The organism is Paracoccus sp. MKU1 (genome assembly GCF_001447385.1).
Classification (GTDB): domain Bacteria; phylum Pseudomonadota; class Alphaproteobacteria; order Rhodobacterales; family Rhodobacteraceae; genus Paracoccus.
In genome coordinates, this window is the sequence record NZ_LLWQ01000214.1 from 1 (window position 1) to 21339 (window position 21339).

19 protein-coding genes and 1 pseudogene are annotated in these 21339 nt (G+C 66.1%); 10 read left to right on the top strand and 10 right to left on the bottom strand.

All coding sequences use genetic code 11. From position 1 onward, the window contains the following. Nucleotides 1-777, top strand: a 777-nt coding sequence (locus AQY21_RS22605) for a LysR substrate-binding domain-containing protein (protein WP_058099842.1), incomplete at its 5' end; no start/stop codon positions are given. Between the two features lie 42 nt (nt 778-819). Here AQY21_RS22605 and AQY21_RS22610 read toward each other — a convergent pair. From AQY21_RS22610 to hpbA, 8 genes and pseudogenes are all read right to left on the bottom strand, one after another. Further along, complete coding sequence (locus AQY21_RS22610; protein ID WP_058099843.1) at nt 820-1872, bottom strand: proline racemase family protein; 1053 nt, start codon at nt 1870-1872, stop codon at nt 820-822. Between the two features lie 150 nt (nt 1873-2022). Continuing rightward, nucleotides 2023-3024, bottom strand: a complete 1002-nt coding sequence (locus tag AQY21_RS22615) for a glycine betaine ABC transporter substrate-binding protein (protein ID WP_058099844.1) — start codon at nt 3022-3024, stop codon at nt 2023-2025. A gap of 244 nt (nt 3025-3268) precedes the next feature. Continuing rightward, nucleotides 3269-4387, bottom strand: coding sequence for a mandelate racemase/muconate lactonizing enzyme family protein (locus AQY21_RS22620; RefSeq protein ID WP_058099845.1), 1119 nt, complete (start codon nt 4385-4387; stop codon nt 3269-3271). A 10-nt stretch (nt 4388-4397) separates the two neighbouring features. After that, complete coding sequence (locus tag AQY21_RS22625) at nt 4398-5501, bottom strand: alcohol dehydrogenase family protein (RefSeq protein ID WP_058099846.1); 1104 nt, start codon at nt 5499-5501, stop codon at nt 4398-4400. A 179-nt stretch (nt 5502-5680) separates the two neighbouring features. Further along, entirely contained in the window at nt 5681-6622 is a 942-nt protein-coding gene (locus AQY21_RS22630; RefSeq protein ID WP_058099847.1) for a LysR family transcriptional regulator, read from the bottom strand. Between the two features lie 72 nt (nt 6623-6694). Further along, nucleotides 6695-6886: pseudogene (locus tag AQY21_RS28150) on the bottom strand (S-(hydroxymethyl)glutathione dehydrogenase); the annotation flags it as partial. Between the two features lie 95 nt (nt 6887-6981). After that, nucleotides 6982-7566 (bottom strand): dimethylsulfonioproprionate lyase family protein, encoded by a 585-nt coding sequence (locus AQY21_RS22635; protein ID WP_065169980.1) that lies wholly within the window; start codon nt 7564-7566, stop codon nt 6982-6984. A gap of 56 nt (nt 7567-7622) precedes the next feature. After that, a complete protein-coding gene (hpbA, locus tag AQY21_RS22640; protein ID WP_058099849.1) occupies nt 7623-9659 on the bottom strand; it encodes an N-methyl-L-proline N-demethylase HpbA in 2037 nt (678 codons plus the stop codon). 147 nt (nt 9660-9806) lie between these two features. On the opposite strand from hpbA, the gene AQY21_RS22645 reads away from it, so the two are divergent. From AQY21_RS22645 to AQY21_RS22670, 6 genes are all read left to right on the top strand, one after another. Further along, the gene (locus tag AQY21_RS22645; protein ID WP_058099859.1) at nt 9807-10445 is read left to right on the top strand and encodes a TetR/AcrR family transcriptional regulator; all 639 of its coding nucleotides are present in this window, start codon (nt 9807-9809) and stop codon (nt 10443-10445) included. A gap of 444 nt (nt 10446-10889) precedes the next feature. Next, the gene (locus AQY21_RS22650; protein ID WP_058099850.1) at nt 10890-11891 is read left to right on the top strand and encodes an ABC transporter substrate-binding protein; all 1002 of its coding nucleotides are present in this window, start codon (nt 10890-10892) and stop codon (nt 11889-11891) included. Nucleotides 11892-11963: 72 nt separating this feature from the next. Beyond that, nucleotides 11964-12851: a proline/glycine betaine ABC transporter permease gene (locus tag AQY21_RS22655; RefSeq protein WP_058099851.1), complete on the top strand. Its 888-nt coding sequence runs from the start codon at nt 11964-11966 to the stop codon at nt 12849-12851. Then, entirely contained in the window at nt 12844-13884 is a 1041-nt protein-coding gene (locus tag AQY21_RS22660; protein ID WP_058099852.1) for a glycine betaine/L-proline ABC transporter ATP-binding protein, read from the top strand. Before AQY21_RS22655 ends, AQY21_RS22660 begins: the two co-directional genes overlap by 8 nt. Then, nucleotides 13884-14672 (top strand): pyrroline-5-carboxylate reductase, encoded by a 789-nt coding sequence (locus AQY21_RS22665; RefSeq protein ID WP_058099853.1) that lies wholly within the window; start codon nt 13884-13886, stop codon nt 14670-14672. The genes AQY21_RS22660 and AQY21_RS22665 overlap by 1 nt, the downstream gene beginning before the upstream one ends. Then, nucleotides 14669-16147, top strand: coding sequence for an FAD-dependent oxidoreductase (locus tag AQY21_RS22670; RefSeq protein WP_058099854.1), 1479 nt, complete (start codon nt 14669-14671; stop codon nt 16145-16147). The genes AQY21_RS22665 and AQY21_RS22670 overlap by 4 nt, the downstream gene beginning before the upstream one ends. A gap of 11 nt (nt 16148-16158) precedes the next feature. On the opposite strand, the gene AQY21_RS22675 is transcribed toward AQY21_RS22670, so the two are convergent. Then, entirely contained in the window at nt 16159-17031 is an 873-nt protein-coding gene (locus tag AQY21_RS22675) for a LysR family transcriptional regulator (RefSeq protein ID WP_058099855.1), read from the bottom strand. 120 nt (nt 17032-17151) lie between these two features. On the opposite strand from AQY21_RS22675, the gene AQY21_RS22680 reads away from it, so the two are divergent. The 3 genes from AQY21_RS22680 (at nt 17152) to hpbD (ending at nt 20633) form a co-directional block, all read left to right on the top strand. Beyond that, nucleotides 17152-18390 (top strand): aromatic ring-hydroxylating dioxygenase subunit alpha, encoded by a 1239-nt coding sequence (locus AQY21_RS22680; protein WP_058099856.1) that lies wholly within the window; start codon nt 17152-17154, stop codon nt 18388-18390. Between the two features lie 2 nt (nt 18391-18392). Next, nucleotides 18393-19460, top strand: coding sequence for a hybrid-cluster NAD(P)-dependent oxidoreductase (locus AQY21_RS22685; RefSeq protein WP_058099857.1), 1068 nt, complete (start codon nt 18393-18395; stop codon nt 19458-19460). Nucleotides 19461-19523: 63 nt separating this feature from the next. Then, nucleotides 19524-20633 carry a 4-hydroxyproline betaine 2-epimerase gene (gene hpbD, locus AQY21_RS22690; RefSeq protein WP_058099858.1) on the top strand — a complete coding sequence of 370 codons (1110 nt, stop codon included), beginning with the start codon at nt 19524-19526 and terminating at the stop codon, nt 20631-20633. Between the two features lie 210 nt (nt 20634-20843). Here hpbD and AQY21_RS22695 read toward each other — a convergent pair. Then, on the bottom strand, nt 20844-21339 hold a 496-nt coding region (locus AQY21_RS22695; protein ID WP_152988325.1), incomplete at its 5' end, for an ABC transporter permease subunit.

Here is a 21339-nt window from a genome sequence, read left to right on the forward strand (position 1 = left end):
AAGGACGGCCGTTCCGTCCAGCCGACCCAGACCGCCACGGCACTGGTCCCCTATGCCGAGCGGTTGGCCGAGACCCTGCGCGAGGCGGTGCATGTCGTCGAGCAGATGCAGGGCCGGCTGGACAATCAGGTGCGGGTGGCGATGGTCTCGACGGCGCGGAACTTCGGCCCGCAGCTGGTGCAGCAATTCCTGCGCCAGCGCCCCGCGGCCCAGGTCGAGATCAGCATCGCCAACCGCGACGGCGTGATCGCCCAGCTGCAGGAGGACCGGGCCGACCTGGCGCTGATGGGCCGCCCGCCGCGGCGGATCGAGGTCACGGCCCACCAGTTCGCCAAACACCCTTACGTGCTGATCGGCAACCCTGAGCATCCGCTGACCCGCTTTCGCCGCATCCGCCGCGCCGATCTTGTCATGCACCGCTTCCTGGTGCGCGAAAGCGGCTCGGGCACCCGCATGGTGCACGAGCATTTCTTCCGCGAGGCCGGCCTGCCGCTGCCGCCGGCGCAGGAAATGGACAGCAACGCCAACATCAAGCAGGCGGTGATGGCGAACATGGGGCTCGCCTTCCTCTCCGCCCACACCATCGCGCTGGAGCGGCAGGCGGGCAAGCTGAGCGTGCTGAGCGTCGACGGCATGCCGCAGCTGCGCGACTGGTTCGTGGTCTATCCGCGCCGCAAGACGCTSGGCCCGGCCGCGCGCGAGTTCCGCGACTTCGTCACCACAGACGGCCCCGCCTTCATGCAAAGCTTCTTCGGTGAAGATTACGGGGCGGAATAGAGCCGGCAAAGCGGCCGGCCGCGGCCCCGCAGGACCGCGCCGCTACGCCCAAGTATCCCCCACCGTGAAACCTTCGGCAAACGGATCGTGATGGTCCAGCACAAGGGTGTTCAACCCATAGATCCAGCTGGTCCCCGAGATTTCCGGCACCACGGCGCGACGGCCCGCGATCTCCGTTTCCTCAACCAGCCGCCCGGTATAGACGTTGCCGAGAATGCCCTGGTGCCTGAAAGTCCTGTCCAGCGGCAACTCGCCCTTGGCATGCAGCACCGCCATCTTGGCGCAGGTGCCGGTGCCGCAGGGGCAACGATCCAGCGCGCCGGTCCAGGTCGCGGGATTGTCCCAGGAAAAATCCCCCGAGGCCATGGTGACGGCATTCTTCCAATCCGCGTTCGCATCATCCGTCGGCCCGGACAATTGCGAGATGGTGATGCCCACGCCCGGATAATCGGGATGCTCGACCGGCAGCTGTTCGATCGTCGCCTGCCGGATCATCGCCGAGATGCGGGCGATTTCGCGGCCATGCTCGGGGATCAGTTCCAGACCCGGGAACTGCCTGACATCGGCGATGGCATAGAACATGCCGCCCCAGCCGACATCGACCCGGACCTTGCCCAGATGCGGCACCTCGATCTCGGCATCCAGATGGGCGGCGAAGGCCGGAACATTGCGAAACGTCACGCTGGTCACCTTGCCGCCCCGGCATTCGGCGCGGACCCGGATCAGCCCGGCCGGCGCCTCCAGCACCAGTTCGGTCACCGGCTCCTTCATCGGCAGCAGGCCCATTTCCAGCAGCACCGTGACGACCGAGATGGTGTTCCCGCCGGACATGACCGGATATTCGATCTGCTCCATGATCACATAGCCCGCATCGGCCTCCGGATGCGAGGGCGGCACGATGATGTTGCAGCAATGCGCCGGATAGCCGCGCGGCTCGCGCAGCATCAGCTTGCGCAACTGGTCGTCATTGGCCTCCAGCCATTTCATCTTTTCATAGACCGAGCTTCCCGGAATATGGGGAACGCCGCCGGTAATCACCCGCATCGGCGTTCCGGCATGCGTATCGACGGCATGGATCATTCGCTTGAACGCCATGTTTGCTGCTCCTGAGTGGATTTCTTGCGGGTGGAAAGAGAAAGGCTCGCCCGATCCAGCGGTAACCGGACGCACCATGGGGTTCAGGAAATACCGATCACTACGCCATAGGGTTCGTTTATCGGCCCGCCGATGACGCAACCGTCGCGATCAAAGCGCGGCTTCAACCTTTTCCGCGACTTCGGCAGGAACCCATTTCGTCCAGATATCCTTGTTTTCCTCAAGGAAATGCACGGCCGCATCCTCTCCCATGGCCTGATTCTCGGCTTGCCAGGCCATCAGGCCGGCGACGGTGTCATTGCTCCAGCCGCGGGTATTGAAATAGTCCGTGATCGCCGGGTCCATGCGGTCGGCGAAATCCTCGGTCACCACGGTCATCACCGTGTCGACGGGCCATGCCGTCACCTTGGGATCGGGGCAATCCAGCTTGGTGATGCACCTTTGCCATTCGACGGGATCCTGCTTGGCATTGGGTTCAAGCAGGACCAGATCATACCGGCCCAGCAATGCGGTCGGCGCCCAGTAATAGGTGATGAAGCCTTCCTGACGCTCATAGGCCCGGGCGATTGCGCCGTCCAGACCCGCGGCCGAGCCCGGCCGCATCAGGTTGAAACCCTTGCTTTCGGCCTGGTAGGCCTTGAACAATTGCCCGGTCACCACCGTCGCCCCCCAGCCCTCGGCGCCGTTGAAGATCACGCCCTTGTCGGGGTTTTCCGGGTCGGGGAAAAGCTCGGGATGCGCTAGGGCATCCTCGACCGTCTTGATGTCGGGATGCGCATCGGCCAGGTATTTGGGAATCCACCAGCCCTGAATGCCGCCATCGGGCAGCGCCGGCGCGCCATAGACGATCTTGCCGTCCTCGAGCCCCTGCGGAACGATCTCGGGCAGAAGGTCCACCCAGGTTTCCGAGGAAACGTCGGGCGAGCCTTTCTCGATCATGGATGTGGTCGAGGGAACCGTGTCCCCGGGAATGGTCTCGACGCTACAGCCATAGCCTTTTTCGAGGATGAACTTGTCGACATAGGTCAGCAGTTCGGCGCTTTGGACGTTATGCAGCGCAAGGGTCACGTTGCCGCAATCCTGCGCGGCGACCGACCCTGCCCCGCCGAAGATGCCGGCGGCCAGGACGGTGGAAGCGAGTAGTCTGTGCATGTTCTTTCTCCCTGTGTGCGGCTTTGATCGGGACAGGGTGCCGCGTTCTTCTCTCCTGACCCAGTTCCAGGTGATCGAGCATTTCACATGCGCGATGGATCAGTCTTTGCGCAAATTCGTATACGATATTTATACTACGAAATTTTCTGCGCGAAGGCGATTCTGTCAAGTTGATTTTCCGCATGAAGTTGCCGCCCAACGCTCGCCCGACGGTTTGTCGCGATTATCTGGCGGTCGCGGGCCATTACCGCTTGTAAGAAGCGACAGGCTCGCCCAGTACATCGAGGCGCGGGGTCACGCCCAGGCCCGGCACATCCGGGGCACGGACATGCCCCGCCTCGACACGAAACTCCCCATCCGCCGTCTTCAGCGAAACCATGTCGCGGCATTCCAGCAGGCATCGCAGCTGCCGCTCGGGCACCGTCTGGCCAAGGTGCACGATGGCCGCGAAGGCGATGTCCGAGCCGGTGGTTTCCTGCACGCTGACCGTATAGCCGGCGGCCAGGCAGATATCGCGGTGCCGCCGCCCACGGGTCAGCCCGCCGTTCTTCGAGATCTTCAGCCCAATGCCTTCGGCGGCATCGTCGGCGATCAGCTGGACGATCGAGGCGTCGCTTTGCGCCAACTCGTCGAAGATGATCGGCACGTCGGTGCGGCGGCGCAGGGACAGGCATTCGCGCCAGGTCGCGCATGGCGCCTCCAGGACGAAATCCAGCCCGTGCGGCAGCAAGCGCAGCATGCGCAGGGCTGTCTCGACACTCATCCCGCCATTCGCGTCCACAATGAAGAACTCGCCCGGCCGCTTGTCGGCCAGCGATGCGGCAATGCGGGCTGCATCCTCTGCCGGGTCGCCGCCGATCTTGACCGAATGGCCGATATAGCCCCGCGCCCGATGCTCGGCCACGCGGCGGCGCATGTCCTCGGGGTCGCCCATGTAAATCGAGGAGATCACCGGCATCCGCGCATCGGTGCGGCCGCCCAGCAGGTCGCAGACCGGCATTCCGACGGATTTGCCGAAGATGTCCCAGCAGGCCACGTCCAGCGCGGTCTTGGCATGTTCATGCCCCAGCAGCGCCTGGTCCATCACCTCGTTGATCCGGTCCACCCGCCGCGGATCCCGCCCCAGCAGATGCGGCGCGATCTCGGCGATGCCGGCCCGGACCCCGAAGGCATGCGAGGCGATATAGGTCGAGCCGAAGGGCGTGCTTTCGCCCCACCCTTCCAGGCCGTTGTCGGTCGTGATGCGGACGATGGTCGCGTCGAAGCTGCGATATTCGCGGCCACCCGACAGCGTGTAGACCCCGCCCGAATAAGGCAGTTCGACCTGGAACACGTCGATTTTGTCGATTGCAAGTTCGGACATGAATGCCGCCTTATTGGGGGATGGTCAGCACCAGCTTGCCGCCGGCGTTCTTGGACAGGAATTCCTTCTGGGCTTCCACGATCTGCTCCAGGGGCCAGGTTCCGGCGACATTCGGTCGGATCTCGCCGCGTTCGATATAGGAAATCAGGTTCTCGAAGACCTCGTCTTCCTGGAAGGTGCAGCCGAAGAAGGTCAGGTCCTTGAGGTACAGCGTCCGCACGTCCAACTCGACGATCGGCCCGGCGATGGCGCCGGCCACCGCATAGCGCCCGCCGCGCTTCAGCACTTGGAGAAGCTCGGGAAAAGCCGGGCCGGCCACCACATCAAGAACGACATCGACCGATTGCGGCTCGATATGATCCGCCAGCCTGTCGCCGCGCGGAATTACATGGTCCGCACCAAGCTCGGTCATGTGATCGGCCTTACTCTTTCCCGCGATGGCGGACACCCGTGCGCCCCTGCGTCGGGCCAACTGGATCGCTGCCGAGCCGACCCCGCCCGAGGCGCCGGTGATCAGCACATGCTCGCCCTTGCCGACCCGCGCGCGGTGGACCATGCCTTCGGCGGTCGAATAGGCGCAGGGCACCGAGGCCAGTTCGACATCGCTCCAGTCGCAATCGACCTTGTAGGTCTCGCGCGCGGGGGCTTTGGCATATTGCGCGAAGGCACCGTCGCATTCCGACCCGAAGGTCCAGCATTCCCAGGGGCGATAGCCGACATAGGAACGCAGCATGTTGCGGACCAGCACCCGCTCGCCGATGCGGTCGGGACTGACCCCCTCGCCGACCGCGACGATACGTCCGCAGCAATCGGCGCCCTGGATGCGCGGGAACGTCAGGGCGATGCCGGACCAGCTGGCATCGTTGTCATTCGTCGTTTCATAGCCTTCGGCCCCGCCATCCGAGGTCGCGCCGGTGACGCCCTTGGAATACCAGCCGATCCGGGTGTTGATGTCGGTATTGTTGATGCCGGCGGCGGCGACCTTGATCAGCACCTCGCCTGGCCCGGGCACCGGGACCGGCACGTCGTCGCGGATTTCCAGCTTTTCGAATCCGCCATGCCCGGTCAGCAAGGCGCCGGTCATTCGTGTCGGAATTGTATCGTCTGATGTCATCGCAGTTTCCCTGGTTCCGTCGGATCGATCCCGGCCCCGGCGGCTGTGGAACGATCACCCCTCCATCAAGAAGCGAGTTCGGATTCGGGGCAACGCACGAAAATTTCCAAATCGAGTTGAGCTGAAGTCAACCGAGGGCCGCGGAACCTCTGCCAATCCGATCGGGATCCCGTGGCAACTCAAGGCGGAGGGAGGCTTCCCACAGGGCGGGGGGGTTCGCGCACCCGCCGGGCCTGTTCCCGTATCCAGTCGCGCATGATCATGGCGGTATCCGACAGCTTGCGCGTGCTGTTCCAGGTCAGGTGGTAGCCCCCGGGTGCCGGGATGACCAGATCGGTGAAACGAACCAGGGAACCCTGCTCAATGAGCGGGCCGACCAGCCGGTGCCATCCGATCACCAGCCCCTGGTCTGCCATGGCGGCCTGAAGGGCGATGCTGAACTTTCCGAACCGTCGCCCCCTCAGGGCCCCTGCCCTGACCCCGCCGCGCAACAGGACCTCGTCCCAGCCCAGCCAGTCCGGCTCGACCCATTCCACGCTGAGCAGCGGCAAGTCCACCAGATCGGCGATCCCGGCCCCCTCGTGCTGCCGCGCGAAGGCCGGGCTGCATACCGGATAGATCCAGTCGTCAAACAGCAGTTCCGACGTTTCATCGGCCCATGGGCCGAGACCGTATCGCACCCGCAGCTCGACGTCGCTCCTGCGATAGTTTCTGGCGTTCTCCCAGATGACGTGATCCACGAACACCTTGGGATGCCGGGTCCAGAAATCCGGCATCCGAGGGATCAGCCACATGGTCGCAAAGACATCGCTGCATGCGATTGCGACGATGTTGGAAGCCTCGCCTTCCTTGATCGAGCGAACGACCTCGGATGCGCGGGAAAAGCCGCTGGCCAGGACGTGGAACAGCTCCTCTCCCGCCCCGGTCAGCACGACTCCCTTGCCGTTTCTCAGAAAAAGCGGCGCGCCCAGTTCCATTTCGACGGACTTGATCTGACGGCTGACCGCGCCCGGTGTCACGTTCAACTCTTGTGCCGCGAGCTTGAAGCTCGAATGCCTGGCCGCCGCTTCGAACACGGCCAGCGCGCTGAGGGACGGAAGATCATAGTAACGACGAACCAAGATTGCCTCTCGCCTCCGAAGGGAATGAAGCCGATGCGACAGGTCGGGACAGTCGCCGCCGCACCGCTTCCTTCAGTAAAGCACCACCGAGCGGATGGATTCGCCCGCATGCATTAGGTCGAAGCCCTTGTTGATCTCGTCCAGCGTCAGGGTGTGGGTGATCATCGGGTCGATCTCGATCTTGCCGTTCATGTACCAGTCGACGATCTGCGGCACGTCAGTACGGCCGCGGGCGCCGCCGAAGGCCGTGCCCTTCCAAACCCGTCGCTCTTCACGCGCGCCTTCACGTTGTAGTCGATCACCCGCTTCACTGGCACGAGAACCTTCATGGGATTGATCTTCCTGCTGCTGTCGATCCGTCAGACCCGGAGCGCCCAGAGCGCGAAAAGCGGCTCATTGCCGGATCGCATGGCATGAACCGCATTTGGCGGCACGAAGAAGCTGCCGCCGATGCCGGGCTGGAACCAGTCGCGGCCGGACTTGCGGAAGCTGCCTGGCGACAGGACCAGATAGGTTTCCTCGGGCGCGTGCTGGTGGTCGGGATAGCGGGTCTGCGGCGCAAGCAGGCTGAGATCGATCCAGATGTCACGACGTTCCTCGATGCCGCCCGGCCCCAGAAGCATGGCATTGGCATGGCTCTCGGCGAAACTGGCGCTGGCGGTCGCATCGCCGGTCCGCTTTCGCCACGGAAGCAATGGCGCCAGCCGCTGCATCGCCAGCAAAAGATCGGAAAGATCCTGGTATTCCATGGGACGGGCCAGAGCGGTGTCGAGCCAAGCCTCGACCACGGGCAGGCTGGCCGGCGCCGCCCCTTGGCGCCCCACCGAGAGGATGGCCTCGGAAATGCCCTGAAGCGAGGCCGGCGAATTGCCGTCAAGCGCGCGTGCCCGCATGGTGGGTAAGGCGACATCGAGGAAATCTTGTAGGGCTTGGGGTCGCGACATTTCGGTTTACCTCCCGGTTCCGGCAAGCGCGCGGATCGCTCCGCGCGCCGACAGCCTCACAGATCCTTGACCAGCCGCAACGCGTCATAGATCGCGGCATGGGTGTTGCGGGCCGCGACGGCGTCTCCGATGCGGTAGAGGCGGAAGCGGCCCTCGGGGTTCTTGCGCACCGCCTGCGCATTGCCGGCGATCAGCGCATCATAATCCACTTCGCCCAGATTGGACGATAGCGGCTTCAGTTCGAAATAGAGCTCGTCCAGCGGCCGCGTGCCGTGGTTGACCACCACCTGATCCACGATGCGCTCGCGGGTGAAGGCGCCGTAATCGCTGCCCAGCGTGGCGCGCAACTGGTTGCCCTCGCGCGCGACCGAGCGGAGACGCCAGGTGACAGTGAAGGTCGTGTCGCGCTTTTGCAGGTTGCGCATATAGGGCACCAGGTTCATCGCCATGACCTCGGGCGAGAAGCTGCGGTCGGGGGTGACGATCTCGACCGCGGCACCCGTGGCCGAGATCAGGTCGGCGGCCTGCAACGCCGCGTGGTCTCCGGCATCGTCGAAGATCAGCACGTTGCGGCCCGGCTTCACGTCGCCCGACAGGATGTCCCAGGCGGAGGCGACCAGCTCGTTGCCCTGCTCCAGCACCTCGACATGCGGCAGGCCGCCAGTGGCGACGATCACCTCGTCGGGATCGGTGGCCAGGACGTCGCCCATCTCGGCGAAGGTGTTGAAGCGGAACTGCACGCCCAGCTTCTCGCATTGCGCCATGCGCCAGGCGATGATCGAGATCATCTCGCGGCGCCGCTCGTCCAGGGCGGTCAGGCGGATCTGGCCGCCGGGCTGGTCGGCGGCCTCGAAGACCGTCACCTCGTGCCCGCGCTCGGCGGCGACGCGGGCGGCCTCCATGCCGGCGGGACCGGCGCCGACGATGGTGATGCGCTTTTTCGTTTCAGCGACGGGGATGGTCTGCGGCATGGTCTCTTCGCGCCCGGTGGCGGCATTGTGCAGGCAGAAGGCCATGCCGCCCTGGTAGATGCGGTCGAGACAGTAATTGGCGCCGACGCAGGGGCGGATATCGTCCTCGCGCCCCTCGATAACCTTGCGGACCAGATGCGGGTCGGCCATGTGGGCGCGGGTCATGCCGACCATGTCCAGCAGCCCCGCGGCGATGGCATGACGCGCGGTCGGCACGTCCGGGATCTTGGCGGCGTGGAAGGTGGGGAAGCCGGTGGCCTTGCGGATCTGCCCGGCGAAGTCCAGATGCGGGGCGTTCCTCATCCCCTGCACCGGGATCACGTCGGTCAGGCCGGCATCGGTGTCGATATGGCCCTTGACCACGTTCAGGAAGTCGACCAGCCCGCTGTCCTTGAGCTTTTGCGAGATCGCCAGCCCGTCCTCGGCCGTCAGCCCGCCCGGCAGGTCCTCGTCGCCGGTATAGCGCACGCCCAGGATGAAATCCTCGCCGCAGCGTTCACGGATACCGCGCAGCACGTCGAAGGTGAAGCGCAGCCGGTTGTCCAGGCTGCCGCCATAGGGCCCGTCCAGGTCGTTGGTCAGTGGCGACCAGAACTGATCCATCAGATGGCCGTAGGCCTGGATCTCAAGCCCGTCCAGCCCCGCCGCCTTCATGCGCTCGGCCGCATCGACATAGTCGCCGATGATGCGCTCGATGTCCCAATCCTCCATCTTCTTGGGAAAGGAACGATGCGCCGCCTCGCGCTCGTGGCTGGGCGAGACGACGGGCAGCCAGTCGGCCTTGTCCCAGCGGGTGCGCCGGCCCAGATGGGTCAGCTGGATCATCACCGCGCAGCCATGGTCGTGGCATTCGTCGGTCAGCCGCTTCATCCAGCCGACCACCTCGTCCTTCCAGGCCAGGATGTTGTTGAATACCGGCGGGCTGTCGCGCGAGACCGAGGCCGAGCCGGCGGTCATGGTCAGCGCCACGCCGGCCCTCGCCCGCTCGACGTGATAGGCGCGGTAGCGGTCCTTGGGCATGCCGTCCTCGGGATAGGCCGGCTCGTGGCTGGTGATCATGATGCGGTTGCGAAGCGTCAGGTGCTTCAGCCGATAAGGCTGCAAGAGAGGGTCGTTCGACATGGATCTGCCTGTGACGGTGGGAGTCGCTGCGCTTAAGAAGGAAAGAAATGTTCACATGTGTCAATGAAAAAATCATGCATGATCCTTTAGTATGCATTCATGGACATTTTGCTTGAGGCGAATCGCCGCGGCGGCTATGCAAAAGCCATGGAAAACCAAACTGCTCCCGAGACAGGTTGGCGCGGATCGCGCGAGGGCTGGCTGGAGGCCGGCTACCAGGCGCTGATCGACAGCGGCATCGACGCGGTGAAGATCCTGCCGCTGGCCCGGCAGCTGAACCTGTCGCGCACCAGCTTCTACTGGTTCTTCGAGGATCGCGAGGCGCTGCTGACCGCGCTGATCGACGGCTGGGAGGCGCGCACCACCCGACCCTTCGTCGCCGCGACGCAGGAATATGCCGAGAGCCGGGCCGAGGCGATGCTGAACGTGCTGGCCTGCTTCCTGTCCGATGCCTTCGATTCGCGGCTGGAATTCGCGGTGCGCAGCTGGGCCTTGCAGGACCGCAAGGTGACCGAACGGACCCGGGCGGCAGACGAGACGCGGCTCTCGGCGCTGCGCGAGATGCTGATGCGCTGGGGCCTCCCGGAGCAGGAGGCAGATATCCGCGCCCGCACCATCTATCTGACGCAGATCGGCTATATCTCGATGCGCGCGCAAGAGGCGCTGGAAACCCGGCTGGCCCGCATCCCGACCTATGTCGAGATCTACACCGGCCAGCGTCCCGAGCCGCGCGAGATCGCCCGTTTCCAGGCGCGCCTCGTCCCGGCTTCGCGGCCGGCGTCATGAGGGTCCAGGGCGGCATCGCGGCGGCCGGCGGCCCGCCTGCCCCCCTTTCCGGCCCTGCCGGGGCCGGCGCCGCTGACGATATTGTCGCACGACATGCCGCTATCGTCGCATCCGGGGGCCGGCCCGGCTGGGAAGATGGCGTATCGGTGGCACGCGGCCGCCGGCCGATCCCCTTCAAGGCAGACATCCCATTGCCCGAACCCGTTTCGACAGGACCCCGATGCGCCCGCGCGCTGCCGCACCCGGCAGCCGGCCCCGGTGCCGCCGCTTGCGAAAGGGCGGCGGGGTCCCGGTTCCGAACAGCAATTGCCCTGCCGGCCGCCGCCCGCGGCCCGATGGCGGGGCGGCAGCCGGCAGGAGAGCCATCCTGACCCAAGAGAGGCGCCCGGTCTTGCGCGACAGGCCGGGCCGCCATGATCAATGTCGCGACAGGGAAACAAAACCATGAAACGATCCTATCTTCTTGGCACCGCCTTCGCCCTGCCCTTCATGGCGCTGGCCGGAACCGCCTCGGCGGATTGCGGCAGCCTGACCATCGCCAGCATGAACTGGCAAAGCGCCGAGGTGCTGGCCAATCTGGACCAGTTCATCCTGAACGAGGGCTATGGCTGCAATGCCGAGATCGTCGCCGGCGACACCGTGCCCTCCATCACCTCGCTGGTGGAAAAGGGCCAGCCCGAGATCGTCCCCGAGGCCTGGGTGGACCTGATGCCCGAGATCGTCGATGCCGGGCTGAAGGACGAGAAGATCGTCTCGCTCAGCCGCTCGCTGTCGGATGGCGGCCAGCAGGGCTGGTTCATCCCGCGCTACATGCTGGACGATCATCCGGACCTGAACAAGATCGAGGAGATCCTGGCCCATCCCGAGCTGTTCCCGGCCCCCGAGGACCCCTCGAAGGGCGCGGTGTTCAACGGGCCGCAGGGCTGGGGCGGCACGGTGGTGACCACCCAGCTCGCCAAAGCCCTGGACATCGAGGGGCACGGCTTCACTCTGGTCGATACCGGCTCGGCCGCCGGGCTGGACGGCTCGATCGCCCGCGCCTATGAGCAGCAGGCACCCTGGCTGGGCTTCTATTGGGAGCCGACCTCGCTTCTGGGCAAATACGACATGGTCGCCGTCGATTTCGGCATGCCACACGACACCGAGGAGTGGAAGCGCTGCACCTCGGTCGCGGATTGCCCCGACCCCAAGGCGAACGCCTTCCCGGTCGACAACGTCTTCACGCTGGTGTCGAAGAAATTCGCCGATGCGGCCGATCCCGGTGTCATCGATTATCTGTCGAAACGCAGCTGGAGCAACGACACCGTCAACAAGCTGATGGCCTGGATGACCGACAACCAGGCCACGGGCGAGGACGGGGCGCGGGAATTCCTGCGCGAGAACGAGGAGACCTGGACCCAATGGGTCACGCCCGAGGCGGCGGAACGCATCAAGGCCGCGCTCTAGGCCTGGCTTCTCCGGCGGGCGGCCTCCTGTCGCCTGCCCTTTCCTTTCCGAACCAGCGCGGACGAGATCACCATGGCATGGTTAACCTCCTTTCCCCAGCTAGACGACGGCTATCTTCGTGACCTCAAGAAGGTCATCGACGAAGGTTTCCGCAACTTCACCCGCAGCTACGGCGACATGATCGAGGGCTTCTTCAGCCCCTTGCAGACCCTGCTGATCTGGTCCGAGCGGCTGCTGCTCAACACGCCCTGGCCGATCATCCTGCTGGTGGTCGCCGGTCTGGCCTGGGGCGCAAGCCGCAACTGGCGTGTGGTCATCGGCTCGGTGCTGACCCTGGTGCTGATCGGCCTGTTCGGCATGTGGGACGACACGATGAAGACCGTCTCGATGATCTTCGCGGCCACGCTGCTTTCCATCGTGATCGGCCTGCCGCTGGGCATCCTGATGTCGCGCTCGGACCGCTTCCAGGCGGTGCTGAACCCGATCCTCGACGTGATGCAGACCATGCCGAGCTTCGTCTACCTGATCCCCGTGGTGATGCTGCTGGGCATCGGCAAGGTGCCCGGCCTGATCGCGGTGGTGATCTATGCCCTGCCGCCGATGATCCGGCTGACCAACCTGGGCATCCGCCAGGTCGACCGCGAGGTGCTGGAGGCGGCCGACGCCTTCGGCTCCTCGGCCTGGCAGAAGCTGATCAAGGCCGAACTGCCGCTGGCGCTGCCGACCATCATGGCCGGCATCAACCAGACCATCATGATGGCGCTGGCCATGGTGGTGATCGCCTCGATGATCGGGGTGCAGGGGCTGGGCCAGCCGGTGCTGCGCGCCATCAACAACCAGTATTTCACCCTGGGCGTGTTCAACGGCTTCGCCATCGTCGGCATCGCCATCCTGTTCGACCGCATCAGCCAGGCCTGGGGCAAGCGGCTGCAAAAACATCGCGAGGTGGGCCATGGCTGATCCGATCGGCATCGAGATCCGCAATCTCTACAAGATCTTCGGCCCGAATCCCGCGGCGCATGTCGAAGCGGTGCGCGCCGGCATGACCAAGGCGGAGTTGCAGGCCCGCCACGGCCATGTGCTGGGCCTGCGCGACATCAACATCTCCATCGCGCCGGGCAGCATCCAGGTCATCATGGGCCTGTCCGGCTCGGGCAAGTCGACGCTGATCCGCCACATCAACCGGCTGATCGAGCCCACCGCGGGCGAGATCATCATCGAAGGGCAGAACGTGGTCGCGATGCCGCCCGAGGCGCTGCGCGCCTTCCGCCGCCACAAGACCGCGATGGTGTTCCAGAAATTCGCGCTGCTGCCGCATCGCACCGTGCTCGACAACGCCGCCTACGGGCTCGAGGTGCAGGGCGTGCCCGAGGCCGAACGCTACCGCACCGCCATGCGCTGGATCGAGCGGGTGGGCCTCAAGGGCTTCGAGAAAAGCTATCCCAGCCAGCTCTCGGGCGGCATGCAGCAGCGCGTCGGCCTGGCGCGCGCACTGGTCAACGACGCGCCGATCCTGCTGATGGACGAGGCCTATTCGGCGCTCGACCCGCTGATCCGCTACGATATGCAGACGGTGCTGCTGGACCTGCAAAAGGAGGTCAGGAAGACCATCGTCTTCATCACCCACGACCTCGACGAGGCGCTGCGCATCGGCGACCGCATCGCGCTGTTGCGCGACGGCTGCGTGATCCAGCAGGGTTCGGCGCAGGACATCGTGCTGCGCCCGGCCGACGACTATGTGGCGAACTTCGTCCAGCATGTCGACCGCGGCAAGGTGCTGAAGGTCGCCTCGATCATGGTCGAACCCTCTGGCGCCGAGGCACCGCCGGAAGCGGCGATCGACCCCGAGGCGCGCGTTGCCGATGCCTTGCAGAAGATGGCCGTCCTGCGGCTCCAGTCGCTGCGGGTCGAGGCTCCGGACGGCCGCACCCTCGGCCATCTGCCCTTCCAGGCCGCCATCGACGCCTATACCGGCCAGCAGGGCGCGCGCTGATGCGTGTGGGCATCATCGGCGCCACCGGCTGGCTGGGCTCGGCGCTCGGTGCGGGGCTCCTGTCGCGCCAGATCCTCCGGCCGGAGGACCTGCTGCTCTTGAACCGCAGCGGGCCGCGTCCCGATTATCACGGCCATGCCGGCATGGCCTGGGCGCGGGATGCGGCGGACCTCGTGGCGCAAAGCGACGTGGTCGTGGTCTCGGTGCGTCCCGAGGACTGGCCGGGGCTGACGCTGCGGGCCGAGGGGCGGCTGGTCCTGTCCTTCATGGCCGGGATCGACGCCGCCACGCTTGCCGGTTGCGGCGGGCGGATCGTGCGGGTCATGCCGAATGCCGCCGCCGAGATCGGCGCCTCCTATTCGCCTTTCTGGGCGGCGGATGGCGTGACCGAGGCCGACCGCGACACGGTGCGGCTGCTGCTTTCCGCCATCGGCACCACCGACGAGCTGGCGAGCGAGGCCGAGATCGACCTGATGACCGCCCTGCCCGGCTCGGGCGCCGCCTATCCGGCACTGATGGCCGTGGCGATGGCCGGCTTCATTCAGGCGCAGGGCGTTTCCGAGGCCATCGCCTGGCGCGCGGCCGAGGCGGCCGTCATCGGCGGCGCGCGGCTGCTGGAGGGCCGGATCAGCGAGGCGCCCGCCATGGTCGCCGCCTATCGCGACTATCGCGGCACCACCGCTGCGGGACTGGACGCCGCCGAGGCGGCGGGCTTCAGCCGCGCCGTCGTGGCCGCACTGGAGGCGGCGACCGACAAGGCGCGGCGCATGGCGAAGGGTCCGGCATGATCCGCCCTGCCCTTACCAGCCTCGACGGGACGGATTACGACGTGATCGTCATCGGCGCCGGCGGAGTGGGTTGCGCCAGCGCCCGGCAACTGGCCGGGCGCGGCTTTCGCACCCTGCTGGTCGACCGCGGCGATATCGGCGCCGGCACCTCGTCGCGCTCCAGCCGCATGCTCTATTCCGGGCTCGGCTATCTCGCCGCGCGCTATCCGCTGTGGCAGATGCCCTTCCGGCCGGCCGACATGATCCGGCGGCTGCTTTATACCCGCGACGTCATGCGCTGCCGGGCCGAACTGGTGCGCGACATGCCCGGCCATCTGACAAAACACCGCTTCCATTACCCCTTCCGCAAGGGCGACCGCTATCCGCCCTTGCTGGTCGATCTCGGCTTCCGGCTGATCGAGGCGCTGGACGGCTGGCGGGTGCCCTTGTCCTATCGCCGGCTCTCGCCTGCGAAAGCCGCCGCCGAAAGCGCCATGGCGGCGGCGCTGGGCAGACCCCTGCGCGGCGTCGGGGTCTTCGATGAATACATGTATGCCTGGCCCGAGCGCATCTGCGTCGATACCGCGCTGGATGCCGAGCGGCGCGGCGCCACCCTCCGCACCTATGCCGAAGTCACCGCGATCACGCGCGAGGGCGAGGGCTGGCTGGTCGCGCTGGACGAACGCGCCCCCGACATGCAGGGCCGGGCGCAGGTCCGCGCCCGCATGGTGGTGAACGCCGCCGGCCCCTGGATCGACCGGGTGCCGGGCGGCGGCTCGGGCAAGCGCCGGGTGATCGGCATCAAGGGCGTCAACGTCATGGTGCGCCTGCCCGAGACATTCCGCAGCCAGGGGCTGGAAGCCTTTTCCCGCAAGGGCGAGCCCTATTATGTCTTTCCCTGGCGCGATTTCCATTTCATCGGCCCGACCGAGACCGAAGTCACCGCCAATCCCGACGACATCCGCGTCGAGGACGGCGAGATCGACTATATCCTGGCCGAGGCCAACCACCTGTTCCCTGACCTGCACCTGACGCGCGCGGATGTGCTGCATTGCTGGTGCGGGGTGCGGCCGACCTCGTCGCGCGACGGCCGGACCACCAGCCTGCCGGTCGAGGTGGCCGAGGATCCCGCGATGCCCGGCCTGCTGGCGGTCACCGGCTCGACCATCATGCTGCATCGCCACGCGGCGCGGAAGGTGGCGCGGGCGATCGAAAAGCGGCTTGGCAAGCGGGGATCAGAACCCACCGGCGCCATTCCGGCCCCGGAAACCCATGACGACGGCATCGGCCAGATGGCCGCCCGCGAACATGTGGTGCGGCTCTCTGACCTGATCCGCCGCCGCCTTCCGGATGGTCTGGAGCCCGACCTGGGCCGGGGCCGGGCCGAGGAACTGTCGCGCATCGCCGCCGCCAGCCTCGGCTGGTCCGAGGCCCGCCGGCAAGACGAGCTGCGGCATTTCGAGGAGGATACGGCACGGGTCTATCGCCAGCTATAAGGCCGCTGCGCCTATCCCTGCACCAGCCAATCCGCAAACAGTCTGGCCCTGGCCGAAGCGCGCGGACTGAGCCTGAGGGAGAAGGCTGCGGGCGAAGGGATGCTCTCGGGCACCAGACTAACGAGACGCCCACCTTGCAGGATGCGGGCCATCAGCCCCTCCCACCCCAGAACCGCGCCGACATCGTCCTCGGCCGCCTGCAAGGCGATCATGTGGTTATTGACGAACAGGCTGCGCCCGAAAGGCGGCGGATGGCCGAGTTCCCGGAACCAGTCGGCCCAGCTTGTCCAGGCATTGTCGTCATTCATATGGATAAGCGGAGCCCGCAGCAGATCCCCGACCCCTGCGATTCCGTGCTCCCGGGCGAAGCTCGGCGTGCCATAGGCCAGGATCCGGTCGCGAAAGATCTCCCGCCATTCGCCACCGTCGTCACCGGGAACGGCATAGCCGATACCGATATCGTGCCGACCGGCCGAGCCTGGCACATCGCTGACGATCTGTGAAACGGTGATGCCGGGATGGATCTTCCAGAACGCGGTGATCTTCGGGGTCAGCCACAGCGCGCTGACCGCCGTGGTCGTGCGGATGGTCACGTCGACCGCATCGGGCCGGTCGCGCAGCCGGCTGACGGTGTCGGAAATCGTCTCGAACCCACGTTGCACGGCGACCAGCAGAAAGGCGCCCTTCTCGGTCAGCTCGACGCCGCGATGCCGGCGCAGGAACACCGCGCAGCCCAGATCCCGTTCCAGCGCCTTGATCTGATGGCTGATCGCGGCGGGGGTGACGTTCAGCTCCTGCGCGGCCGCCTTGAAGCCGGCGTTGCGGGCCGCAGCTTCGAAACAGATCAGTGCGGTCATCGAGGAGAAATCATAGGGCCGCGGCATGGATTCCCGACATCTTGACTTACTTCAGATAAGCCAAGATGAATTTTTATGCCGTTGTCAAGATGCCGCATGCAGCCGATTGTCGCAGGCAGGATTCAACGCCATCGCAGGAAGCCGACAATGACCGCCACCTCACCGAACATCCACGAGTTGCTCGCCCGCCGGGTTGCCGGCCATGCGCTGGAGCAACCCTTTTACACCTCGCCCGAGATCTACCAGCTCGACCTGGAAAACATCTTCTACAGGGAATGGCTCTATGCCATCCCGGCCTGCCAACTGGTCAAGGCGGGCAGCTACGCGACCCTGCGGGTCGGCGCCTATAACATCGTCATCGTCAAGGGCCGCGACGGGGAAATCCGCGCCTTCCACAATTCCTGCCGGCATCGCGGCTCGATCGTCTGCAAGCAGCGCGAAGGCCAGGTGGCCAAGCTGGTCTGCCCCTATCACCAATGGACCTACGACCTGGACGGCAAGCTGATCTGGGCCAACAGCATGGGCCCCGATTTCGACCCGACCCAGCACGGGCTGCGCGGGGTGGCGCTGCGCAATCTCAAGGGGCTGATCTATATCTGCCTGTCGGACAACCCCCCGGATTTCGAGGATTTCGCCCGCCAGGCCGAGCCTTATCTGGCGGTCCATGACCTTCAGGACGCCAAGGTCGCCTACAGCTCCTCGATCATCGAGAAGGGCAACTGGAAGCTCGTGTGGGAAAACAACCGCGAATGCTATCATTGCAGCGGCAACCATCCGGCGCTGTGCCGGTCCTTCCCGCTGGACCCCGAGGTGGCGGGCGTCTCGGCGGATGGCTCGATCTCGGACCGGTTGCAGAAGCATTTCGACGCCTGCGCCGCCGCGGGCGCCCCGGCGCAGTTCCTGCTGGGCGGCGACGGCCAGTTCCGGCTGGCGCGGATGCCGCTGCAGGAAACTGCCGTCAGCTATACGATGGACGGCAAGGCAGCGGTGGCGCGCCAGCTGGGCCGCGTCGCCAAGCCCGATGCCGGTTCGCTGCTGGTCTTCCATTATCCCTCGACCTGGAACCATTTCCTGCCCGACCATTCGCTGACCTTCCGCGTCACCCCGATCAGCCCGACCGAGACCGAGGTGACGACCACCTGGCTGGTGCACAAGGACGCGGTCGAAGGGGTGGATTACGACCTTCAACGCCTGACCGAGGTCTGGATCGCCACCAATGACGAGGATCGCGAGATCGTCGAGACCAACCAGGAAGGCATCTTCTCGCCCGCCTATGTTCCCGGTCCCTATTCGCCCGACTGGGAAAGCGGCGTGATCCAGTTCATCGACTGGTATGCCGAATGGATGGAACGCGCCACCGCCCCCAGCCGCATGGCGGCCGAGTGACGATGGATGTCCTGACCAAGCCGGCGCTGGCCTTCTGGACCGACGCCGAAGAGCTGGAATGCGTATCGTTCCTGCGCGAGGCGCCGGATGTGATGACCTTCTGCTTTCGCTGCCCCTCCGGCGCGCTGTTCAGCTATGAGCCGGGGCAGTTCCTGACCCTGGAACTGCCGCTGCCCGGCGGGGCGCTGCACCGCACCTACACGATCTCATCCTCGCCCTCGCGGCCGACCTCGCTGACGGTGACGGTCAAGGCGCAGAAGGATTCGATCGGCACGCGCTGGATGTTCGACCACCTGCGGCCCGGGATGCGCATCCGCGCCCGCGGCCCCGCCGGCAAGTTCTCGATGATGCAGGATCCGGCCGAGAAATACCTGTTCATCTCGGCCGGCTCGGGCATCACGCCGATGATGTCGATGACGACCTTCCTTTACGATTCCGGGCGCGATCCCGACATCGTCTTCGTCAACTGCGCCCGCCGCCCCTCCGAGATCATCTTCCGCGAGCGGCTGGAGCATATGGCGACGCGCGTCGCCGGCATCGACCTGAAATGGATCGTCGAGGAACCCGACCCCTATCGGCCCTGGACCGGCTATCGCGGCATGTTCAACCAGCTGATGCTGGGCCTGATCGCGCCCGACTACCTGGAACGCGACGTCTATTGCTGCGGCCCGGAGCCCTTCATGCAGGCGGTGCGCGACATCCTGCACGGGCTGGGCTACGACATGGCCCGCTATCACCAGGAAAGCTTCGGCGGCCCGCCGGCCGAGGCCGAAACGGTGCCCGAGGACGTGGTGCCGCAAGAGGACGCGCTGGCCGAGGTCAGCTTCGCCGCCTCGGGCAAGACCGCCCGCTGCGCCGAGACCGAGACCATCCTGGCCACGGCGCGGGCGGCGGGCATCCCGATCCCCTCGGGCTGCGGCATGGGCATCTGCGGCACCTGCCAGGTCCTCAAGCTCTCGGGCCAGGTCCACATGGTCCACAATGGCGGCATCACCGACGAGGATGTCGAGGCGGGCTATATCCTGGCCTGCTGCTCGCGGCCCATCGGCGACGTCACCATCGACCTGTGACGATCCCAGGGGGCCATCGGTCCCCTGAAACGCATCGCTCAAGCAATATGACAGGGACAGGCCATGAAGATTGCCGAGATCCACATCCACGCCCATGATCTGCCGGTCAAGGACGGGCCCTATACCATCGCCAGCTCGACGGTCTGGTCCTTGCAGAGCACGCTGGTCAAGATCGTCGCCGACAGCGGGTTGGTGGGCTGGGGCGAGACCTGCCCGGTCGGCCCGACCTATGCGCCCAGCCATGCGCTTGGCGCCCGCGCCGCCCTGGCCGAGATGGCGCCGGGCCTGATCGGCGCGGACCCGCTGCAACCGCTGATCCTGCGCCGCCGGATGGACGGGCTGCTCTGCGGGCACAACTACGCCAAGGCGGCCATCGATATCGCCGCCCATGACCTGATGGGCAAGCATTACGGGGTGCGGGTAGCGGACCTGCTGGGCGGCGTCGCGGCCGAGCGCGTGCCCTCCTATTACGCGACCGGCATCGGCGATCCGGACGAGATCGCCCGCATCGCCGCCGAGAAGGTCGCCGAGGGCTTCCCGCGCCTACAGACCAAGATCGGCGGCCGGCCGGTGGAGATCGACATCGAGACCATCCGAAAGGTCTGGGAGCGTGTCCGCGGCACCGGCACGCGGCTGGCGGTGGACGGCAACCGCAGCCTGCCCGCCCGCGACGTGCTGCGGCTCAGCCGTGAATGCCCCGAGATCCCCTTCGTGCTGGAACAGCCCTGCAACACGCTGGAGGAGATCGCGGCCATTCGCGGCCGCGTCCAGCACGGCATTTACCTGGACGAAAGCGGCGAGGATCTGTCCACCGTGATCCGCGCCGCCGGCCAGGGGCTCTGCGACGGGTTTGGCATGAAGCTGACGCGCATCGGCGGCTTGCAACCCATGACGGCGTTCCGCGACATCTGCGAGGCGCGCGCCCTGCCCCATACCTGCGACGACGCCTGGGGCGGCGACATCATCGCCGCCGCCTGCACCCATATCGGCGCCACCGTCCAGCCCCGGCTGAACGAGGGGGTCTGGATCGCCCAACCCTATATCTCGCGGCACTACGACGAAGAAAACGGCATCCGCATCACGGGCGGCCATATCGACCTGCCCAGGGGTCCGGGCCTCGGCATCACCCCCGACGAGAGCCTGTTCGGTCCGCCGGTTGCGTCGTTTTCCTGAAGCGGTTTCACTTGAAGGAGAAAGCGAGTGATGCAGGCGAACCCGCACGATCATGTCGCGAACGCCACCATCATCTCGCTGGACCAGACGGTACAGGGCTATGAGAGCCTTGAACGGCGCGGCGTGCTCGCTGCCTGAAAAGCCCTCGCGCGAACAAAGACGCTCCGCGCGAGATCAGGCAGGATGATCGGGCGGAAGCCGCCCGATCTTTCATGCGTGCGATCTGCCTGCCGGGCGCTGCAAAGCAGAGCGCGACACCCTGTCGAGCAGCAGGGCGACGGCGACGATGGCGAGGCCGGCGCGCAGGCCGAGGCCCATTTCCATGCGGGTCAGGCCGCGCGTGACCTCGGCCCCCAGGCCGCCGGCGCCGACCAGGCCCGCCAGCACCACCATGGCCAGCGACAGCAGGATGCACTGGTTCAGGCCGACCAGCAGCGTGGGCGTGGCCGCCGGAAACTCGATCTTCCACAGGATGGTGCGGGGCTTGGCGCCGATGGCCTGGCCCAGTTCCTTGAGATCCTTGGGCACGCCGCGAAAGGCCAGCGTGGTCAGCCGCAGCATCGGCGGGATGCCGTAGACGATGGTGGCGATGATCGCCGGCACCCGCCCGAGGCTGAAGATCATCACCGCCGGGATCAGATAGACCCAGGGCGGCACGGTCTGCATGATGTCCAGCACCGGACGCAGCGCCGCCTCGATGGCGGGG

Bases quoted from the DNA above. Each gene is read 5' to 3' on its own strand.
- AQY21_RS22610 (WP_058099843.1), bottom strand. From the start codon at position 1,872: ATGGCGTTCAAGCGAATGATCCATGCCGTCGATACGCATGCCGGAACG.
- AQY21_RS22615 (WP_058099844.1), bottom strand. From the start codon at position 3,024: ATGCACAGACTACTCGCTTCCACCGTCCTGGCCGCCGGCATCTTCGGC.
- AQY21_RS22620 (WP_058099845.1), bottom strand. From the start codon at position 4,387: ATGTCCGAACTTGCAATCGACAAAATCGACGTGTTCCAGGTCGAACTG.
- AQY21_RS22625 (WP_058099846.1), bottom strand. From the start codon at position 5,501: ATGACATCAGACGATACAATTCCGACACGAATGACCGGCGCCTTGCTG.
- AQY21_RS22635 (WP_065169980.1), bottom strand. From the start codon at position 7,566: ATGTCGCGACCCCAAGCCCTACAAGATTTCCTCGATGTCGCCTTACCC.
- hpbA (WP_058099849.1), bottom strand. From the start codon at position 9,659: ATGTCGAACGACCCTCTCTTGCAGCCTTATCGGCTGAAGCACCTGACG.
- AQY21_RS22645 (WP_058099859.1), top strand. From the start codon at position 9,807: ATGGAAAACCAAACTGCTCCCGAGACAGGTTGGCGCGGATCGCGCGAG.
- AQY21_RS22650 (WP_058099850.1), top strand. From the start codon at position 10,890: ATGAAACGATCCTATCTTCTTGGCACCGCCTTCGCCCTGCCCTTCATG.
- AQY21_RS22655 (WP_058099851.1), top strand. From the start codon at position 11,964: ATGGCATGGTTAACCTCCTTTCCCCAGCTAGACGACGGCTATCTTCGT.
- AQY21_RS22660 (WP_058099852.1), top strand. From the start codon at position 12,844: ATGGCTGATCCGATCGGCATCGAGATCCGCAATCTCTACAAGATCTTC.
- AQY21_RS22665 (WP_058099853.1), top strand. From the start codon at position 13,884: ATGCGTGTGGGCATCATCGGCGCCACCGGCTGGCTGGGCTCGGCGCTC.
- AQY21_RS22670 (WP_058099854.1), top strand. From the start codon at position 14,669: ATGATCCGCCCTGCCCTTACCAGCCTCGACGGGACGGATTACGACGTG.
- AQY21_RS22675 (WP_058099855.1), bottom strand. From the start codon at position 17,031: ATGCCGCGGCCCTATGATTTCTCCTCGATGACCGCACTGATCTGTTTC.
- AQY21_RS22680 (WP_058099856.1), top strand. From the start codon at position 17,152: ATGACCGCCACCTCACCGAACATCCACGAGTTGCTCGCCCGCCGGGTT.
- AQY21_RS22685 (WP_058099857.1), top strand. From the start codon at position 18,393: ATGGATGTCCTGACCAAGCCGGCGCTGGCCTTCTGGACCGACGCCGAA.
- hpbD (WP_058099858.1), top strand. From the start codon at position 19,524: ATGAAGATTGCCGAGATCCACATCCACGCCCATGATCTGCCGGTCAAG.